The sequence below is a fragment of the Streptomyces sp. NPDC111606 genome, assembly GCF_055656945.1.
In genome coordinates this window covers 1-15561 of sequence record NZ_JBVKBY010000021.1, presented here as the reverse complement: position 1 = coordinate 15561, position 15561 = coordinate 1, and the positions used below count along the sequence as shown (strand labels likewise).

14 protein-coding genes and 3 pseudogenes are annotated in these 15561 nt (G+C 67.1%); 11 read left to right on the top strand and 6 right to left on the bottom strand.

Translation table 11 applies throughout. The features are described 5' to 3' along the window. Positions 1-59 precede the first annotated feature (59 nt). The 9 genes and pseudogenes from ACZ7M7_RS42750 to ACZ7M7_RS42710 all read left to right on the top strand — a co-directional run bounded on the left by ACZ7M7_RS42750 (position 60) and on the right by ACZ7M7_RS42710 (position 7543). The gene (locus ACZ7M7_RS42750) at positions 60-974 is read left to right on the top strand and encodes a hypothetical protein (protein ID WP_472127032.1); all 915 of its coding nucleotides are present in this window, start codon (positions 60-62) and stop codon (positions 972-974) included. 8 nt (positions 975-982) lie between these two features. Further along, entirely contained in the window at positions 983-1621 is a 639-nt protein-coding gene (locus ACZ7M7_RS42745; RefSeq protein WP_472127030.1) for an ATP-binding protein, read from the top strand. A 477-nt stretch (positions 1622-2098) separates the two neighbouring features. Beyond that, complete coding sequence (locus ACZ7M7_RS42740) at positions 2099-3610, top strand: B12-binding domain-containing radical SAM protein (RefSeq protein ID WP_472127028.1); 1512 nt, start codon at positions 2099-2101, stop codon at positions 3608-3610. 16 nt (positions 3611-3626) lie between these two features. Then, positions 3627-3989: a hypothetical protein gene (locus ACZ7M7_RS42735; RefSeq protein ID WP_472127025.1), complete on the top strand. Its 363-nt coding sequence runs from the start codon at positions 3627-3629 to the stop codon at positions 3987-3989. A gap of 460 nt (positions 3990-4449) precedes the next feature. Beyond that, a pseudogene (locus ACZ7M7_RS42730) lies at positions 4450-4677 on the top strand (helix-turn-helix domain-containing protein); the annotation flags it as partial. A 346-nt stretch (positions 4678-5023) separates the two neighbouring features. Then, positions 5024-5218, top strand: coding sequence for an ATP-binding protein (locus ACZ7M7_RS42725; RefSeq protein ID WP_472127023.1), 195 nt, complete (start codon positions 5024-5026; stop codon positions 5216-5218). Beyond that, positions 5215-5325 (top strand): ATP-binding protein, encoded by a 111-nt coding sequence (locus tag ACZ7M7_RS42720; protein ID WP_306660172.1) that lies wholly within the window; start codon positions 5215-5217, stop codon positions 5323-5325. Before ACZ7M7_RS42725 ends, ACZ7M7_RS42720 begins: the two co-directional genes overlap by 4 nt. A 661-nt stretch (positions 5326-5986) precedes the next feature. Next, on the top strand, positions 5987-6196 hold the full coding sequence (locus tag ACZ7M7_RS42715) for a hypothetical protein (protein ID WP_472127020.1): 210 nt from the start codon (positions 5987-5989) through the stop codon (positions 6194-6196). A 927-nt stretch (positions 6197-7123) separates the two neighbouring features. Continuing rightward, complete coding sequence (locus ACZ7M7_RS42710; protein WP_472127017.1) at positions 7124-7543, top strand: DUF6879 family protein; 420 nt, start codon at positions 7124-7126, stop codon at positions 7541-7543. A gap of 275 nt (positions 7544-7818) precedes the next feature. Here ACZ7M7_RS42710 and ACZ7M7_RS42705 read toward each other — a convergent pair. The 3 genes and pseudogenes from ACZ7M7_RS42705 to ACZ7M7_RS42695 all read right to left on the bottom strand — a co-directional run. Next, positions 7819-7998: pseudogene (locus tag ACZ7M7_RS42705) on the bottom strand (virginiamycin B lyase family protein); the annotation flags it as partial. Between the two features lie 183 nt (positions 7999-8181). After that, positions 8182-8826, bottom strand: a complete 645-nt coding sequence (locus tag ACZ7M7_RS42700; RefSeq protein ID WP_383631888.1) for a response regulator transcription factor — start codon at positions 8824-8826, stop codon at positions 8182-8184. Next, a complete protein-coding gene (locus tag ACZ7M7_RS42695) occupies positions 8814-10769 on the bottom strand; it encodes a sensor histidine kinase (RefSeq protein ID WP_472127014.1) in 1956 nt (651 codons plus the stop codon). The genes ACZ7M7_RS42700 and ACZ7M7_RS42695 overlap by 13 nt, the downstream gene beginning before the upstream one ends. A gap of 188 nt (positions 10770-10957) precedes the next feature. On the opposite strand from ACZ7M7_RS42695, the gene ACZ7M7_RS42690 reads away from it, so the two are divergent. After that, positions 10958-11518, top strand: a complete 561-nt coding sequence (locus tag ACZ7M7_RS42690) for an LGFP repeat-containing protein (protein WP_472127011.1) — start codon at positions 10958-10960, stop codon at positions 11516-11518. A gap of 120 nt (positions 11519-11638) precedes the next feature. Continuing rightward, positions 11639-12916: a DUF6777 domain-containing protein gene (locus ACZ7M7_RS42685; protein ID WP_472127008.1), complete on the top strand. Its 1278-nt coding sequence runs from the start codon at positions 11639-11641 to the stop codon at positions 12914-12916. A 648-nt stretch (positions 12917-13564) separates the two neighbouring features. On the opposite strand, the pseudogene ACZ7M7_RS42680 reads toward ACZ7M7_RS42685, so the two are convergent. The 3 genes and pseudogenes from ACZ7M7_RS42680 to ACZ7M7_RS42670 form a co-directional block, all read right to left on the bottom strand. Then, a pseudogene (locus ACZ7M7_RS42680) lies at positions 13565-13997 on the bottom strand (hypothetical protein). Between the two features lie 655 nt (positions 13998-14652). Then, positions 14653-15165, bottom strand: a complete 513-nt coding sequence (locus ACZ7M7_RS42675; protein ID WP_472127005.1) for a hypothetical protein — start codon at positions 15163-15165, stop codon at positions 14653-14655. 63 nt (positions 15166-15228) lie between these two features. After that, the gene (locus ACZ7M7_RS42670) at positions 15229-15453 is read right to left on the bottom strand and encodes a hypothetical protein (protein WP_472127002.1); all 225 of its coding nucleotides are present in this window, start codon (positions 15451-15453) and stop codon (positions 15229-15231) included. Positions 15454-15561: the final 108 nt, after the last annotated feature.

The following is a 15561-nucleotide window of genomic DNA, read 5'->3' as shown; positions in this document are numbered from 1 at the left end:
GCCAACGGCCGCCCCGCCGACTGTGCCGGGCGCTGGACGACAGCCAACTCGCCCGGACCATGACACACCTTGAGGCCCAGATCGCCGCTCAGGGCAACAACCTGGCCGAAGTCAACGACGGCGGCGCCCTGACCTACCCCATCGAACAGGCGCTGCGCGACCCAGGCCACGACTGGGACCGTCGTATGCACCGCCTGCTCACGCTCAGGACCCTGCCCGAAGCCCCGGTCCTGGCCCGCCAGTGGCGAAAACGGGATCACACCAACGCCGATGCCCTGCTTCTGCAAGTATTCGCTGACATCCACCGGGCCCGCGCCACCGGTGCGGCGCTCGACATCGACGGCACCGTAAGCCTGTGCCGGCGCGCGGCGGAGCTCACGCCTTCGGACCCCGCACCGTGGGTTGCCCTGCTCAGCTGCCAGCGGCTGCAGCGAGCACCCGGGCGGGCGGTGCAGCCGGTGTGGGACGCCATCAAGGCACGCGATCGCTGGAATCGCGAAGCACACTGGCAGATGCTGCACTACGTCTCACCAGAGGAATGCGGCTCCAACGCCCTGACCGTGCAATTCCTCGACTCCGTCGCCATCGACGCGCCGGTGGGGTGCCCCGTCACGGCTCTCGGCCTCACCTCCTGTCTCGACCGGTACCGCAGGGTCCTGGCGGCAGGCGGAATCCCGGCGTTGACCGTGCACCGGCACTGGAGCCAGCCGCAGGAGCTGGCCCTCGTCGATCAAGCCCTCGAGACCTGGCCGAAGCCGGGCTTCCTTACACACGCAGCAGCATTCGCCGACCTCAATCTCTTGGCCTACGTCCTGATGCAGGCCACGCGTCCGTGCGAGGCATGGCCGGTCTTCGAAGCGATCTCGGCGGTCGCCACCAGCTGGCCCTGGGAACTTGACGGCGACCCCCTGCAGCAATTCCAGAAAGAGCATCGTCGGGCCTTCCGGGCAAGGAACCGACATACCAATCGCTGATCCACGGGGTGTACACCCGCATCAGCTGCCCGGAATTCATTGACAAACCCACCCCGGCAGGTCAATCTGGTCATATCTGGTTATTACCAGTAGTTCTTGCCCCTGCCGACCAGCACAATCGCTCGGCGTGCGCAGAAGACGCGAGGTTTGCCATGTCCGCTCAGGTACTCCCCGAACCAGCCGGTCCGATGCGCCTGCTCGAGGCAGTTTTCAACGCTGTGGCCGCGCAACCCAAGCCCCATCACAACAGGCCGTATGCCGTCCCTGACGCAGCGGACGGCTACGTCACCCCGCTGAGTGCCAGCGCCGAAGACGTGAGCCGAATACGCCGTGTCGCGCATGACTTCCTCGTGGGCCTGCACTCGCAGCCGGCAACACGGGAGGACGCCCTGCTGGTCATCTCCGAACTTGTCACCAACGCCGTCACCCATGCTCTCCCTCCTGCCACCCTGCGGCTCCGCTGCACGCCCGCCGGCACCCTGCGTATCGAAGTGACGGACGGTGGACCTCGGCCCCACGAGCCGGCGCAGATCGACCCGATGGAGGAGTACGGCCGCGGAATGCAGATCGTTGGTGCCCTCGCCACTCAGCACGGCACTGCCACACACGACGATGGCGCTACTCGATGGGCCGAACTGAACCTCTGAGAACTTCAGCGGGTCGCCGTCTGCCCGCAGCCTGATCCCGTCGCAGCACCGGAGCCTTGCGTTGGAGGGACGCGTTCGCCCTCCGGTCAGCGCAAGGCCGACGTAGCCGACCATCGCCAGACCCATGGAGGACCGGGGGCGGGACCTGTTCCTGCGCGAGCCCGGCGGCGCGGCGGATGATCCTCCGCTCGGCAGGCCCTGTTGCGAGCACGCTGGTCTGCCACGCGTAGGCGTTCGCGGGGCGGTACAGCTCATGCAGCGCGGTCAGATGGTGCCTGTAGCGCCGGTCCGGGTCAGCGTCTCCCAGTGACCTCCAACTTGACCCGTGTTGCACCCCTCTGCCAGAGGTTTCATGCTGGATGGGCGGCTCGTTTCGCCATTTCTCCGATCAACCCGCCGACCCGCAAGAGGTGCCTCTCGCGGATCTGGCCGACGGGAAGGGGACGCCTGGTGAAGGTTTGCCTGGTGGCGCCGCCGATGATGGATGTTGTCGACGGTGCTCTTCAGACCATCTCCATGGACGCCGAGCGGGAATGTCCGCCGTACGGCATCTACATGCTGACCGCGGCACTGCGCGCGGCGGGCCACGAGGTCGTCCTGGTGGACCTCATCGCGGAACAGAGCGTGGACCTGACGCCCCATCACCGGGCGTTACGGGACTGCCAGCTCGTCGGGGTGGGCGCCACCTCGCTGTCGTGGCCGAGCGCCCGGGTCGTGCTGCACCAGATCGAGAAGCTGCTGCCGAACGTCCCGATCGTCCTCGGTGGCATTCACCCGACGATGTTCGACCGGTACGTGCTCGACACCACCCCGGCGACCTACGTCGTGCGCGGCGAGGGCGAACGTGCGCTCCTGCGGCTCTGTGCCTGCCTGGCCACGGGAGCGTCCGTCGCGGACATCCCGGGCCTCACCTGGAGAACGCCGGACGGAAGCGTCGCACGCAACCCCGCCACAGCGAAGATAGACAGCGAGGAACTGGGCGTGTTCCCAGTGCCCGACTACGCTTCCCTGGCGCCGGGCGTGTACAAGGGCCTCGCGATCGAGTCGTCACGCGGGTGCGCGTTCGACTGCTCGTTCTGTTCGACGTCGTATCGCCGGTCGTGGCGGCCGATCCCGGCAGAGGAGTTCGTCGACCGGCTGACCAGCGTCATGCCCCATCTTCCCCTGACCAGGTACCACAGCACCTACATCATCGACGACGAGTTCTCAATGAATCCACGTCGCGCGGTGCGCATCACCGAGCTGCTGCACGACCGTGGCCTCGAACCCTGGCTGGTGTACGACTCACGGGCGAACGACCTGCTCTTCCCAGGCTATGTCGAAGGCATGGCGGACCTGACCTGTCAGTTCCTGGTCGGTGCGGAGTGCGGCTATGACGAGGGGCTGAAAAGGATCGGCAAGGGCACGACCACCGAGAAGCTCAGGCTGGCCGCGGCCAAGCTCGCCCGGTTCGGTATCAGCGACCGCGCCGACTTCTCCTTCATCCTCGGACTGCCGTGGGAGTCCATGGACGAGATACGCACGACAATCCGGTTCGCGGCGGGTCTGCACGCCGAGTTCGGGGTACGAATCCTCCTTCAGTGGTACCTGCAGATCCCGGGTTCCCGGCTGTGGGAGGCCGACCGGTCGGCCGGCCTGGTCAACGAGGTGATGTACGACGAGTTCGGGTTCTTCCGGAACCTGTACCTGTTCCGTACCGGAGTGCGCATCGCACCGGACGACTTCTACGACGTCGCGCACATGGTCGAGGGCCTCCAGCGCGCGACACGGGCCCGCTATCCCGAGCGCCGCATGGTCGAGTTCACGTTTCCGTCCGCCATCGCCGCCTATTTCCCGGCCGGTGTCCTGGATGGGAGCGACTCCGGTCTGGTGCGGCTGCGCGAGGTGAGCCGGCCCGGCAGGGCCCCGACCACCGTGCTCGAACCGACGACGGTCGACCTCGGAGTTCCCGTGGGAGTGCCGCGTCGGCATTTCATCGGATACCAGTAGCGTGAGGAGCGGCGACGTGACGAAGGAAGAGAGAGGCGCCGAAACTACCGGCTATCTCCGACTGATCGGGCGCTCCATCGAGGACGCGAGCTTCCGCGACCTGCTCCAGTCCGACCCCGATGGGGCGTTGAAGGACATCGGGTTCTGGGTGACCGACCCCGACGAGCGGGAACTGGTGGCCAAGCGCCTGTCCGAGAACGTCAGGCCGCCGATCGAACCCCCGGGCGGCGAGGGAGCGCACGTCGGCATCCTCGCGGCGGTCGGCGTGGCGATCGGCACAAACCTCTCCGTGCCGGAGATGGCCGACCCCGAGGTCTGCCGCCAGGCCATCAGAGCCCGGGTCGCCAAGGCGATGGAGGAACAGACGGACGAGGCATAGGGGGGAGACGGGTCCAGGCACTGGCTTCGCCGGCGAGAAGTGGGCCCACCCGCCCCCGGGCCAGCCCCTGGTTCCCTTCCGTCTCGGCGTAGCCGAAGTGCCGCCCGGGCCAGACGAGTTCCTTCAGTCCGTCCCTCAGGCTGACCGTAGTGACGAGGATGGCGACGCAGGCTTTGGCCCGCCGGCGGCGAAGCCAGTGCTTGTATTCCGCGGCAGCCTGCGAAATGCGTTCGTGCTGGCGCTGCTCACCATGATCGCGGTCAGCGCGATGATGCCGGTGATGCCCGCAGACACGACGGCCGCCATTCCCTCATCCATGACGGCATGGTGACCCCTCTCGGCCTCCTCGTAAGTGGTCACCAGGCGAGAGGCTTCGCGCAGGCTTCCGCCGGGTCGGGCTCTAGCTCTAAAACTGACGGACGTTATTGACAGGTGGGTCTCTCATATCTAGGAGACCTGCATGATGACCGAACGCGAGCTTTCAAGGCGTGCCAGGCACCGGTTGGCGGTGCTGCGCCACGTGGAAGAGGTGAGCGGGAGTGTGGCTGCCACTTGCCGCTACTACGGCATCAGCCGCCAGTGCTACTACATATGGCTGCGCCGCTACGAGGCCGAGGGTCTTGAGGGGCTGAAGGACCGCTCGAGCGCCCCGCACCGCACACCGCATGCCACCAAGGCAGATGTCGTGGAGAAGATCCTGTGGCTGCGGCAGCAGTACCACTTCGGGCCAGCCAAGATCGCTCATCGAAGGCCGGATCACCGGCATCCACATAGTCGTCGACCCGGCCAAACTCGCATCGATCCATCTGCCCGCCCCGGCCTGAGCCGGTGTCGTCAGGCTCTGCCCGTGCAGGTGCAACGTACGGCGGCTGCACGTGAAGCGTCCGGCCCTGGAGGGGGCCGGCCGCCGGAAGTTCAGACGGTGGGGCGGAGGGAGTCCTGGCCCTCGGTGTCGACGGGCAGGATGTGGCGCAGCACCGGTTTGCGAACGGGTGAAGGTCGCGACGAGGTCGTGCGCGGTACTCGCGGAGAACATGGCAGCCCACAGGCTCGGCCGGATCCCGCTGATCGTGGTCGACGTGGTCGGCTGCATACCCTTCGAACCCGAGGCCGCGAAGCTGTTCTTCCAGCTCATCTCGGGCCGCTACGAACGCGCCTCCGTGATCGTGGCCAGCAATAAACCCTTCGGACGCTGGGGCGAGTTGACGACACCGTCGCCGCCGCAGTGATCGACCGCCTCGTCCACCACGCCGAGGTCATCTCACTCAAGGGCGACAGCTACCGCATGCGCGGCCGCGACCTCGGCCGGGTTCCCGCCGCCAACACCGGGGAGTGACCAACATCAACTGACGGACCGGGGGGCAGAGTTCACTGACCACCAACGGGTTCATTGCGAGAGACCGGCTACACAGGCCAGGAGACAGGGGAGGTTGGGTGAAGAGTCCGAAGGCCAGGTAGGTGCCGTCGCAGCTGGGTATCCGAAGGCTTGCGTGATGTGCACCCGCCGATGGGAGTTGACGCGGCCCATGGGTACGGCCAGTCCGCGCTCGAGGAACAGCGTGTCGATCGAGTTCCAGGGGGATGAGGCCGTGCTCGCTAGCGCCCCTGGACAGGGTGGCGACCTGCGAATGTCGTGTGTGAGGGGCGAAGGTGCATGGGTGTGATCACTTGATCTGGGGGCGCGGCTTCGTGCGGGTGCTCTCGTCTGGACCGATGGCGGCGGCGGGAGAGCAGACAGCAGGGGGAACCTGCGGCTAGAGTCGGTAGGGCACGGCCAGCTGGACTGGCTGCGACGGGAATGGGTCCGACGTCCCTTTCGGGCGTGGTCGCCACGGAAGTTGGCGCTGCGTCAATCGCGACAACTTCACACGCGGCCTGCACGTCGGCAGGGCCTCAGTTGATCATCCGTAATGAGGATGGTCGACCTGAGACACCTGCCACTCTGCATGCGGTTGCACTCAGCTCGGCCGTCCTCCGTCCACGGGAGGGACCCGAGCGTGGAGCAGCAGATTGTCCTGGCAGTCCTGGGCGTTGCTGGCGTTGTATCGGCCTTTTTGTTCGCCTTGAAGGGCTTGCTCGACCAGATTCCTGATGTGATCCGTTCATGGCGCCGTGTCGTTGATGAAGCCCGCCGCTCCCACTCTGATCACGGTCTGACGTCGGATGATCATCACCCGCCGTCCTCAAGCAGCGATGGAACACGATGACCGATTCGTTGGTCCGGGGAGCGGTCAGGGCGACTCCTGGAGCCTGTGTCGGGTGAGATCCTCATGAGCTGAGTGAGGGGATGAGGCTGTCGGCTGTGCCGAGCTCGGGCGGCCCAGATCTCGGCGTCCAAGTCCGGGTGCTGCCGGGTCGCCGCCGGCAGCAACGCGTAGCGGACGTCCACGGCCTCTGTGAGGACCCGCAGTATGCGGACGACAGCGCCCAGGGACCCCGCTCGTCGGTGCGGAGCGCCGACAGCACGTCACTCCGCGGTGCTGGAGCCCTCGGACGGCTTCATCAGCCGGGAGTACGGTTCCCCACGCCGTCCGCCCCGGTGGCGCCGTATCGCTTAAGCCAGTCGGCTTTCGGCAGCAAGCGTTCGTCTTCCTCAGCCCGGTCGCGCAATCTATCCGAGCCCCCAAGGAAAGTCGGCGGACCATTCGAGCGGGGATGATCGAATTTGGGTAATCTCCCCGCTTCTGCATGGTGCTCACCGTGTAGCCGGGGCCGGTGGAGGTGGGCCGGATGCGCACGGACCGGGTGATGCGCAAGCCGGCCCCGGTGCCGTGGATCTCCCCGCCGCAGGGTGGGCGGTCGCCGAAGCACGGCTCCGCATCGTCGTCTTCGATGGGCAGGGACTCCTGGACTGGTGGCTGGTCAGTCGGCACGACAGGGTCCGGTGGGCGGCGGGAAAGCCTGTAAGCCCTCCAGCTTCCGCCTACCTCCTGCCGTTTCGCGCCTACACCCTCTGGGCGGAGCAGCGCGTTCACACCATAAATCCGCCTCTCGAAGTCATTGCGCTGAAGTGCGCATTTCGCGGGCTCACTGCGTAGCACCACAGGCCCCTCACGACTGACGGCATCGCCGACCAGGGGCCACGGACACGCGCGGGCGTCGGGTGAACGCCACCCTCGACGACGTGCAGCCGAATGAGGGCCCTGCACTGCGGCTGCCCGACCCTGTACGCCACAGACACCTACCTCGTCCAAGGTTGGAAGATCTTCGCGAACGACCTGCTGATGCAACTCGACATCTCCGAGGGACAGACAGCCGTGGAGGTGCCCACTGAGCTCTTTGAGCACCTCCCGTGGACGCAGCTCATGCGACGCGTCACGGGGGAAGGCGGGACGGTCCGGCGAGTCCGGGTGGGCACTGAGCCGCACAGCCCGTACATCCAGTGGGAGCACGCCACCACCGTCCTCAACGAGGAGGCAGGCGAGGAGATCCGCTGGCTGCCGCGACACCGCCTGCCGGAGGGCGTCACCTTCCCCTTGGCGGGAACGACTGGTGGCTGTACGACGACCGCCTCCTCGCTGTCGGGCACCTCGACTGCGAGGGCAGTGTGCTAACGCGGCAGTCTGCAACAGCCTTTAGCACCTGTCTCTTTGACGGTTGGTCATTCGAGCTCATCGACGCTGGACGAGACGGCATCGCCGCCTGACCCCGCGGGGTCGGTCCGGCATCGTGCGCAACACACCCAGCGCCCGCACCCGCATCAGCCGCCGCGAAGCCCTGCGCCGAGTCTGACAACAGACGGGGCGCAGGGCCAGGACCAGAATTCGCCAACGGCATCGCACGTTTGCGGACGGGCCCCATACGTCTGGGATGATCGTGTGGTTGAACGTCACGGGCATGGTCGAGTCCTGGGCTGCGTCAACGATGTCGGGGTGATGCGGGCGAGGGCACCGGTTTCCAGTGCCGTCCACAGGGCGTCGTCAGGGCCGAGGGTGATGCCGTGCGGCTCCGAGCCGGATGTGGGTTGGTCGTGCACCTCGATCACGCCATGGGCGGTGATGGAGCCGACGCGGTTGCCGCCCTATTCCGTGAACCACAGGGCGCCGTCGATGCCCGGGGTGATGGCATGGGCCCGCCGGCACTGCCGGGCCACCCTCACCGACGCATGACTCTGACCGCACTGGGGGCGTACTTGGTGGGCGAGGGTTCGCGGCGGGCCGGGGGAGGGGCCGAGGGGCCTCTTCCTACCTTCCTACCTGCCACCTCGAACCGTGAGGTAGGCGAGGACCGCCAGGACGCGCCGGTTGTGTTCCGCACTCGTGGTGAGCCCGAGCTTCGCCATGATCGAGGCGACATGGGTCTCCACGGTTCGCTCGGTCAGCCACAGCTTGCGCGCGATGCCCAGGTTGGTGTGGCCTTCGGCCATCAGAGCCAGCACTTCCAGCTCGCGCGGGGTGAGTGCGGCGAGGGGGTCGCGGTGGGTGCCGATCATGCGGGAGACGACCTCGGGGTCCAGGGCGGAGCCGCCTGTGGCGACGCGGAGCAGGGCGTCCAGGAAGTCGTCCACGTCGAAGACGCGGTCCTTGAGGAGGTAGCCGAAACGGCCCTGGGTGACCAGTTCCACGGCGTGGCGGGTCTCGATGTGCTGGGAGAGCAGCACGATGCCGAGTTCCGGGAAGGCTTCACGGATCCGTCGGGCGGCGCGGGCGCCGTCGTCGGTGAGGTCCGGTGGCATTCGGATGTCGATGACGGCCAGGTCGGGTTGGTTCTCGGTGACGGCGGCGACGAGCGCGGGCGCGTCGGCGGCGCGGGCGACGATGTCGTGGCCCGCGTCTGCGAGTAGCCGGGCCAGGCCCTCCCGGAACAGGGCGGAGTCCTCGCCGATCACGATACGCATGGCAGCACCGCCTCCACGGTCGTACCGCCGCCGGGGCTGCTGGTGATGTGGAGCAGTCCGCCCAGTGCGGCGACCCGGTCCTTGAGCCCCGAGAGCCCTGATCCCCTGTGGGGGTCGGCGCCACCGTGCCCGTCGTCCCGGATGGTTACGTACAGCGTTCTGTTGCCGTTCTCGCGGACGGTGACTGCAATGCTCGTGGCCTCGGCATGCTTGACGGCGTTGGTGACGGCCTCGCTGGCGACGTAGTACGCGGTGGTGGCGACGTCGTCCGGGAGCAGGCGTCCGTCGAGCCGCCAGTCGAGGCGCACCGGGGCCCGTACCGCCAGCGCCTCCAGGGCGGGACCCAGCCCGTCGTCGAGGGAGCTCGGCCGCAGGCCGTGTGCGAGTTCACGCAACTCCGCAACCGCCGTGCCCAGTTCGGCAACTGCCTGGTCGAGAAGCCCGTCGACGTCGACGCTGCCGTCGTCGAGATGGCGCTGCGCGAGCCGCAGCGCCATGCCGAGGCTGACCAGCCGCGATTGGGCGCCGTCGTGCAAGTCCCGCTCCAGTCGGCGCCGTTCGCGGTATCCGGTCTTCAGCAGTCGGCTGCGGCTGGCCTCCACCTCGGTGAGCGCCTGACGGAGTTCGAGCCGCAGGCGCACGGTTTCGACGAGGAGCGCGCTGGCGGTGGCGACTTCGCGCGGGCAAGGCCCGTCGATGATCCCGATGGCGCGCCCGGCGAGCCGTACCTCGGTGCCCTGCGCCACCGGCGTGCCGGCCGTGTCGTGGAATTCCGTGCCGCCTGGCAGCAGGAAGCCGACTCGCAGCCGGGATTCGTGCAGCGCGTCCCTCAGTATCTCCTCCAGCTGTTCGGGCCGTGCCCGCCCAGCGTGGACCTCACGCTCCAGTGCCGCCACGGCCGCCAGTGCCCGCTCACGTACGGGGTAGAAACGTCGGTCCACCGAACGGCGTACGCGGTTCTTCACCGGTACGAGGGCGACGGCGACCAGCGCGGTGACGGCGGCCGCCGTGACCGCGCTGCCCCGCCCCAGCGCAAGACCACCGGTGAAGGACGCGGCGCTGTACACCGCGAGCAGTCCGGCGGTCACCAGGCCCCAGGTCACGACGGCGCTGGTGGCCCGGTCCACGTCGTACAGGTCATGGCGCAGGATCGCGAGTGCGGTGAGCGCGGGCACGCCGAGACAGAGGGCGGCCAGCCCCACCCAGATCAGCGAGGTGAGTTCGCCGAACAGCAGGTAGTTGGCCCAGCACAGCAGCAGCGTGCCGGGCAGTGCGACGACTCCCAGGGAGAACCACTTCAGCTGTGCCCGCTCGACCGGACCCGCCGCGCGGTAGCGGTGACGCATCACCAGCGCCGATGAGACCAGCAGTGCCATGAACAGCCCGAGCAGTGGCAGGAGAATGAACCAGATGACGGACGCGGGCAGGGTGGGCAGGGGATGCCCGAACTCTTCGAACGGCGGGTCGTACGGGGTCGGGTCGAGGGCGGCTATGAGGATGAAGAGCGACGTGTCGATCAGTACCCCGTACAGCACCACCCGCGGGAAGCGGCCTGGGGGGAGTCGGCCGGCGGGGAAGAACAGCATCAGCAGCAGGACCGGTACGTACCAGAGTGTCCAAAGCCCTGCTGACAGCTGATGGACCGTCTCGGCGCCTGGCCGCGGCCGGGCGAGGCTCACCTGGGCGTAGATGTCGAGGAGGGCCTCCAACGGCGGCACGAAGCCGATGAGCGTGAGCAGGAACCCCACCAGGTTGGCGGGGCGACGGCGCGACACGAACAGCCCGAGGCCGGTGGAGAGAGTGCCGGCGACCACGGCCGAGAGCAGCGCGAAGAGGACGCCGCCCGAGACGCTTGAGGCGACGGCCGGAAGAGCGCAGCACGCCACGAGCACCACCGCGGTCAGCAGGGCGGTGGCCAGGGAGAGGCGACGGGGCCAGGGCATGGACCAACGCTAGTGGCGGAATGAGGCCCTCAGTATCCGTGCTGACACGCACAGTTGCTCCCGTGCCAGCTCCGATGCGGTGGCGGCGGCCGCGGGGGGACAGTTCTGGAACCGGCTCCCGTCCGGACGGGCGAACCGTCGGACGGCCCCTGACCCGGATCTTCGAGACCCACACCTGGGAGACCACCATGCGTACTGCCACCGCCCGCCGCTCTCTCGCGGCCGCGGCCGTCGCGCTCGCCGCCACGCTCACCGGCACCGTTCCTGCCGCCGCGGACTCGTCCGCGGCGGACGAGTGCAAACCCGTCAGCCGCAACGAGTACATCGCCGACCGCTGGCAGGACCTCGGAGCCACGAACGGCTGGCTCGGATGCCCGATCAACACCACGAAGAACATCACCGTCGGCGGAGTGTGGAAGGGCAAGCGCCAGAACTTCGAGAACGGCCAGATCACCTGGTCACCTAGCCAGGGAACCCAGATGGTCATCGCTGCCTGGGAATGGCGCGGCTACGCCTTCGCCGACTGGGGGACGAGCGCCCCCTACAGCTACGACCGTTTCCTCTTGCGCTACTACAGCTCCCACGAGCCCCGGGGCGAGCAGCGCGAGCTGCGCGGCGGCACCTCTGGGCGCGCGTGGGTGCAGAAGCGCACGACGGGCAGCTACCGCTTCATCGTCGAAGGCTGCGACGACGGCACCTTCGGGTCGACGTGCCGCCAGGGCTGGACGCTCTCGGCCAGCACCCGCTGAGCCAAGGTCACACCTTCACAAGGAAGAGGGACGAACATGACACACATACGGGGGACCGGCCGGGTCGGACGGGCCACACGCACCGGAGGAACGGGACACACCAGGCGTGTCCTGTTCGCCTTGGCGGCGATCCTCATCACTGCCACTCTCGGTCTGACGACCACCGCGTGCACGGGCGTGTTCGCCAAGGTCGCCGTCAAGGCGATCGCCCGTGGAGCGCCGGCCGCCGCGCCCTTCTTCAACAATGCCCTCAGGCTGGCCATGGACGTCCCGGTCAGCGAGGCGCTGGCCCTGAGCGGCGGTACCAAGAAGGGCGACGTACCAGGGCTTTACGGCGGATCACGGAAGAAGCAGAGCTGTTCAAAGAACACGCTCGTCGAGTTCCTCAAGCACCCGGCCAACCGTCAGAAGGCCGCGGAATGGGCCAAGACCCAGGGCCTTGGCGATGCCGACAAGATCGAAGGCTTCATCAAGAACCTGACGCCTGTCCTGCTGCGCAACGACACGCTGGTGAAGAACCACGACTACAAGAAGGGCAAAGCAGTCCCCTTCGACGCCCTGCTGGAAGCGGGCATCGCTGTCCTCGTCGACCTGAACGGAAAGCCGGTCGTCCAGTGCAGTTGCGGGAACCCGCTGGGCACGTTCGAGCACGACGCCGACGGCATCAAGGTCGAGTTCAAGGACAAGAGCAAGAAGTGGAAATCGTACGACCTCCAGAAGATCGTCAAGGTCGAGCCCACGGACACGAACGACGAGGTGAAGAGCTACGAACTGGTCGACGTCGACAAGAAGGACGCAGGAATCGCACGCCTTCCCGGAACCGATGGCCTGCGGGACGAATCACTGCCCGACGACCCCAGCAGCAATGACGACCCCAGCAGCAAGAGCGACCAAGCCGACGTTCCCGCAGTGACGGGCTTGCCGGCCCAGGAGGCCACGAAGATCCTCGAGGATCAGGGGTTCCAGGTACACACGAGTGACGGACCCTCTGGCAGCGCCGATCCCGACACAGTTCTCGGGCAGACCCCGGCCCCAGGCGAGCAAGTCCCCCAAGGCGCTGCAGTGACGCTCACCGTGGCGCCGAGCGTGACCCCGTCCGGGACGGAACCGCCCTCACCGACCCCCTCGCCGACGGATACCGCAGAGACAACCACGGTAATTGCCCTCGCAGAGGCACCAGTTCGCGAGTCCCCCTCCGTCACCAGCCCCCTGATCAGCTACGTGGCAGCGGGCGGCCAGTACCCGGCAGCGTGCTACGACTACGGCGAAACCATCAATGCCCACGGCTCCACGAGCGACATATGGGCCCGACTCAGTCTCAAATCCGGGGACTTCGGCTGGGTCACGGCCACCGCGCTCCAGGAAGACCCGGCCGCTGGGGGACTCAGCCAGTGCTGAGCCGATCCTGAAGCCGAACACAGTTGGGGACCGCCACAGCGGTCCCCAACTGTGCAGCCCGCAACTCGTCCCTGCTCTGTCATCACGGGAGGCCCCGCGCGGCTCATCGGCCGGACAGTTTCGTTTGGACCGGCCGAACACGGGAGAGTTCTGCGAGCTGGGCTGGGGCCGCTGGGACAAACGGAGCCTCTGCGGGGGCTTCGACCGACTCGGCCCGGCGGCGACAGCAGGACGTGGTCCTCCCACCAGGACAGGCCCATCACGATGGCCAGCAAGACGAAGGGGACAGAAGCTGGAACGATCAGTACGTACATGCATACCGTCTGTGGTGGATGCATGCGACGCGGCGAGCATCAGAGGGAGGATGCCCGCATGGGGCGCATCGAGGCTGCGCCGGGATGGCGTGCCGACGGCGGGTGCGGGAGCGGCCCGTTGGGGGCGGGGCGGGTTCCGGCACTGGTGCGAGGTGCGCTCACGAAGACTCCGCGGCGGCTGCTGACGAGGCCGAGAAGCAGGCCGCCGCAGCGGTGAGCGACGCCAAGGCGGAGGCCGCGGCCGCGATGTCGCCCCAGGTGCGACGCCGGGGGCAGACGTCCGGCGATCTACTGATCATTTCAGAATAATGAGGCGTGCAGGCCGGGCGTGCTGTCAGTAGTCGTGGCGTTGAAGTAACTGTGCGAACTCGCCGTTCTCGATCAGACCGGTGAGGACCTGGGTCATGTTGCTGAGCTGAGCCTGCATCGCGGACGATGAGCCCGTCCGAGCACCAGAAGTAGCGGCCTACGAGAGCTTCCCCGCTGGCGGCCCATCGCTTCATGAGGATCTCTACATGGGCAACGGTGATGATGCTCGCGCTCCACCAGGAGCCGTCCTTGAGGTCCACGAAGACTTCGACGTTGTCCACGGACTCCAAGTCCTCGCCGGCATTGGGTAGGAACGCGGCCTCGAATTGCTCTGTGTGGACGCGATAGCAGGGTCCGTCCCAGGTGTCCGGCGTTGTGCTGTGGCTCCTCGGGCGAGTGTGCCGGGTCGATTCGCCCTCCTCATCCGCTTTGTTCTGGCACGCTTCCCGCGTGAGCAGCGATCTTGTGCCCGATGAGCATGTGAACGTCGGTGAGAAATTGGCTCATTGACCTACTACGCGGCGGCCAGGTCCAGTCGGTCCTTGACGTTCTGTGGTGCTGTTCGCGGTGGGGAGCCATGTTTCGTCAGGCGCGGTCGCTGCAGAAACGAACCCAGCTGTGTGGGATCACGTCCGCCGAAGTCGCAACACTTCGTCGATCGTTGCCCCAGCAGCCGCAATCCTCCTGCGCGTGAGCGCCATGTTGCGCATCCTGGACACCCAAACCACCAGGCTGCGGAGGGACCACATGGCGCTCAGGTGCCTTGGTGTGACCAGCGACGGCGGCGACTACTGCCCCACCCTCTACGAAGTGGAAGGCACGGACGAGGTCCTCGTACAGGGCGATGTCGTCACCGAGCCCGAGTATCTCGCTCAACTGCGGGACGTGAAGCCCTCCGAGACCTTCGGGCGGGTACCGCGCGAGCTCCGCGCGCGCTTCGCCCCGCGCAGCGCGTTGTCTGAGCTGGTCCCGTTCCCCGACGCGGCCGCCGTACTGCCGAGCACTTTTGTCGCGTTCCACAGCCCGGCAGCACAGGGCATATCTGCGGTACGCCGGAATGGAGAACACCGCGCCCGTCCGCCGAGGCGTGCCCCAGCGAGTGTGGGTTCTGGATCATGGCTGGCGAGGCATCGCGTCCAGGCCCAGTTCTGTGCGGACAGCGTTGATGAATTCTCGTTCTGCCGTCCATAGACGTTCAAAGGCCTGGGAGGGGATGTCGGCCTCGGACAGTGTCGCGCGGGCCGCAGCGACTTCGCGGGCGCAGTTGACGAAAGAGACTCCAGCCCTAACGGTTTCAGGGCGCTGTGTGACCAGGCGCATTGCTGTGAAGCCGGCTTCCAAAGCTTCCTTGTAGGGTCTGCCGGTCTCGTTGAAGAACGGCATCAGCCGACCGGGTTCACGAGGATGAGGCACGGCGGTGACGGACGCGTCGGGATCGAGGACGTAGGCGACGTAGCGGCGGTTGGCCGCCAGAAACTGGTTGCACACGGACAGGCGGATATCGCGCCACTGGCGTTGGTGCTCTCGCTGCCACATGCGGTCCTGGTTGCGCAGCGAGAGCCAGCCGCCTAAAAGACGCCGATGAGAGCCACCAGCCCTGTGACCACGGATGCCGTCACGCGTCACCCCTTTGACATCGGTCCGTGCTCATGCTCCGCCGGACCTGGATCTCTGGCAACTGTTCCACATTTACGATGACACGCGCGTCTCCATGGAGCTGCTGTCGGGCCGCGCCCGCGTCACCCAGCCATTCGAGACTGCCCTGTATTTGAGCGCCTTCGAGAAGGTGCGCAGCATGGCTTGCACGGGATCGGGGCGCCGGTCGGGGCGGCGGGCAATGCCGTTTGCTGTCGTCGACGGTGTCACCATCGTGACGGTTTCCTGCGGGTGGGTCGCTTCCGTCGCTGTCGTCATGCCACCGTGTTCCTCTAGTAGTGCTTCGTTAGGTCTTCTGGTTGATGCTGATCAAGAGCATGTTGGGTCTTGTGGATGCACATGAAGTGAACCGATTACGGGCGGCGT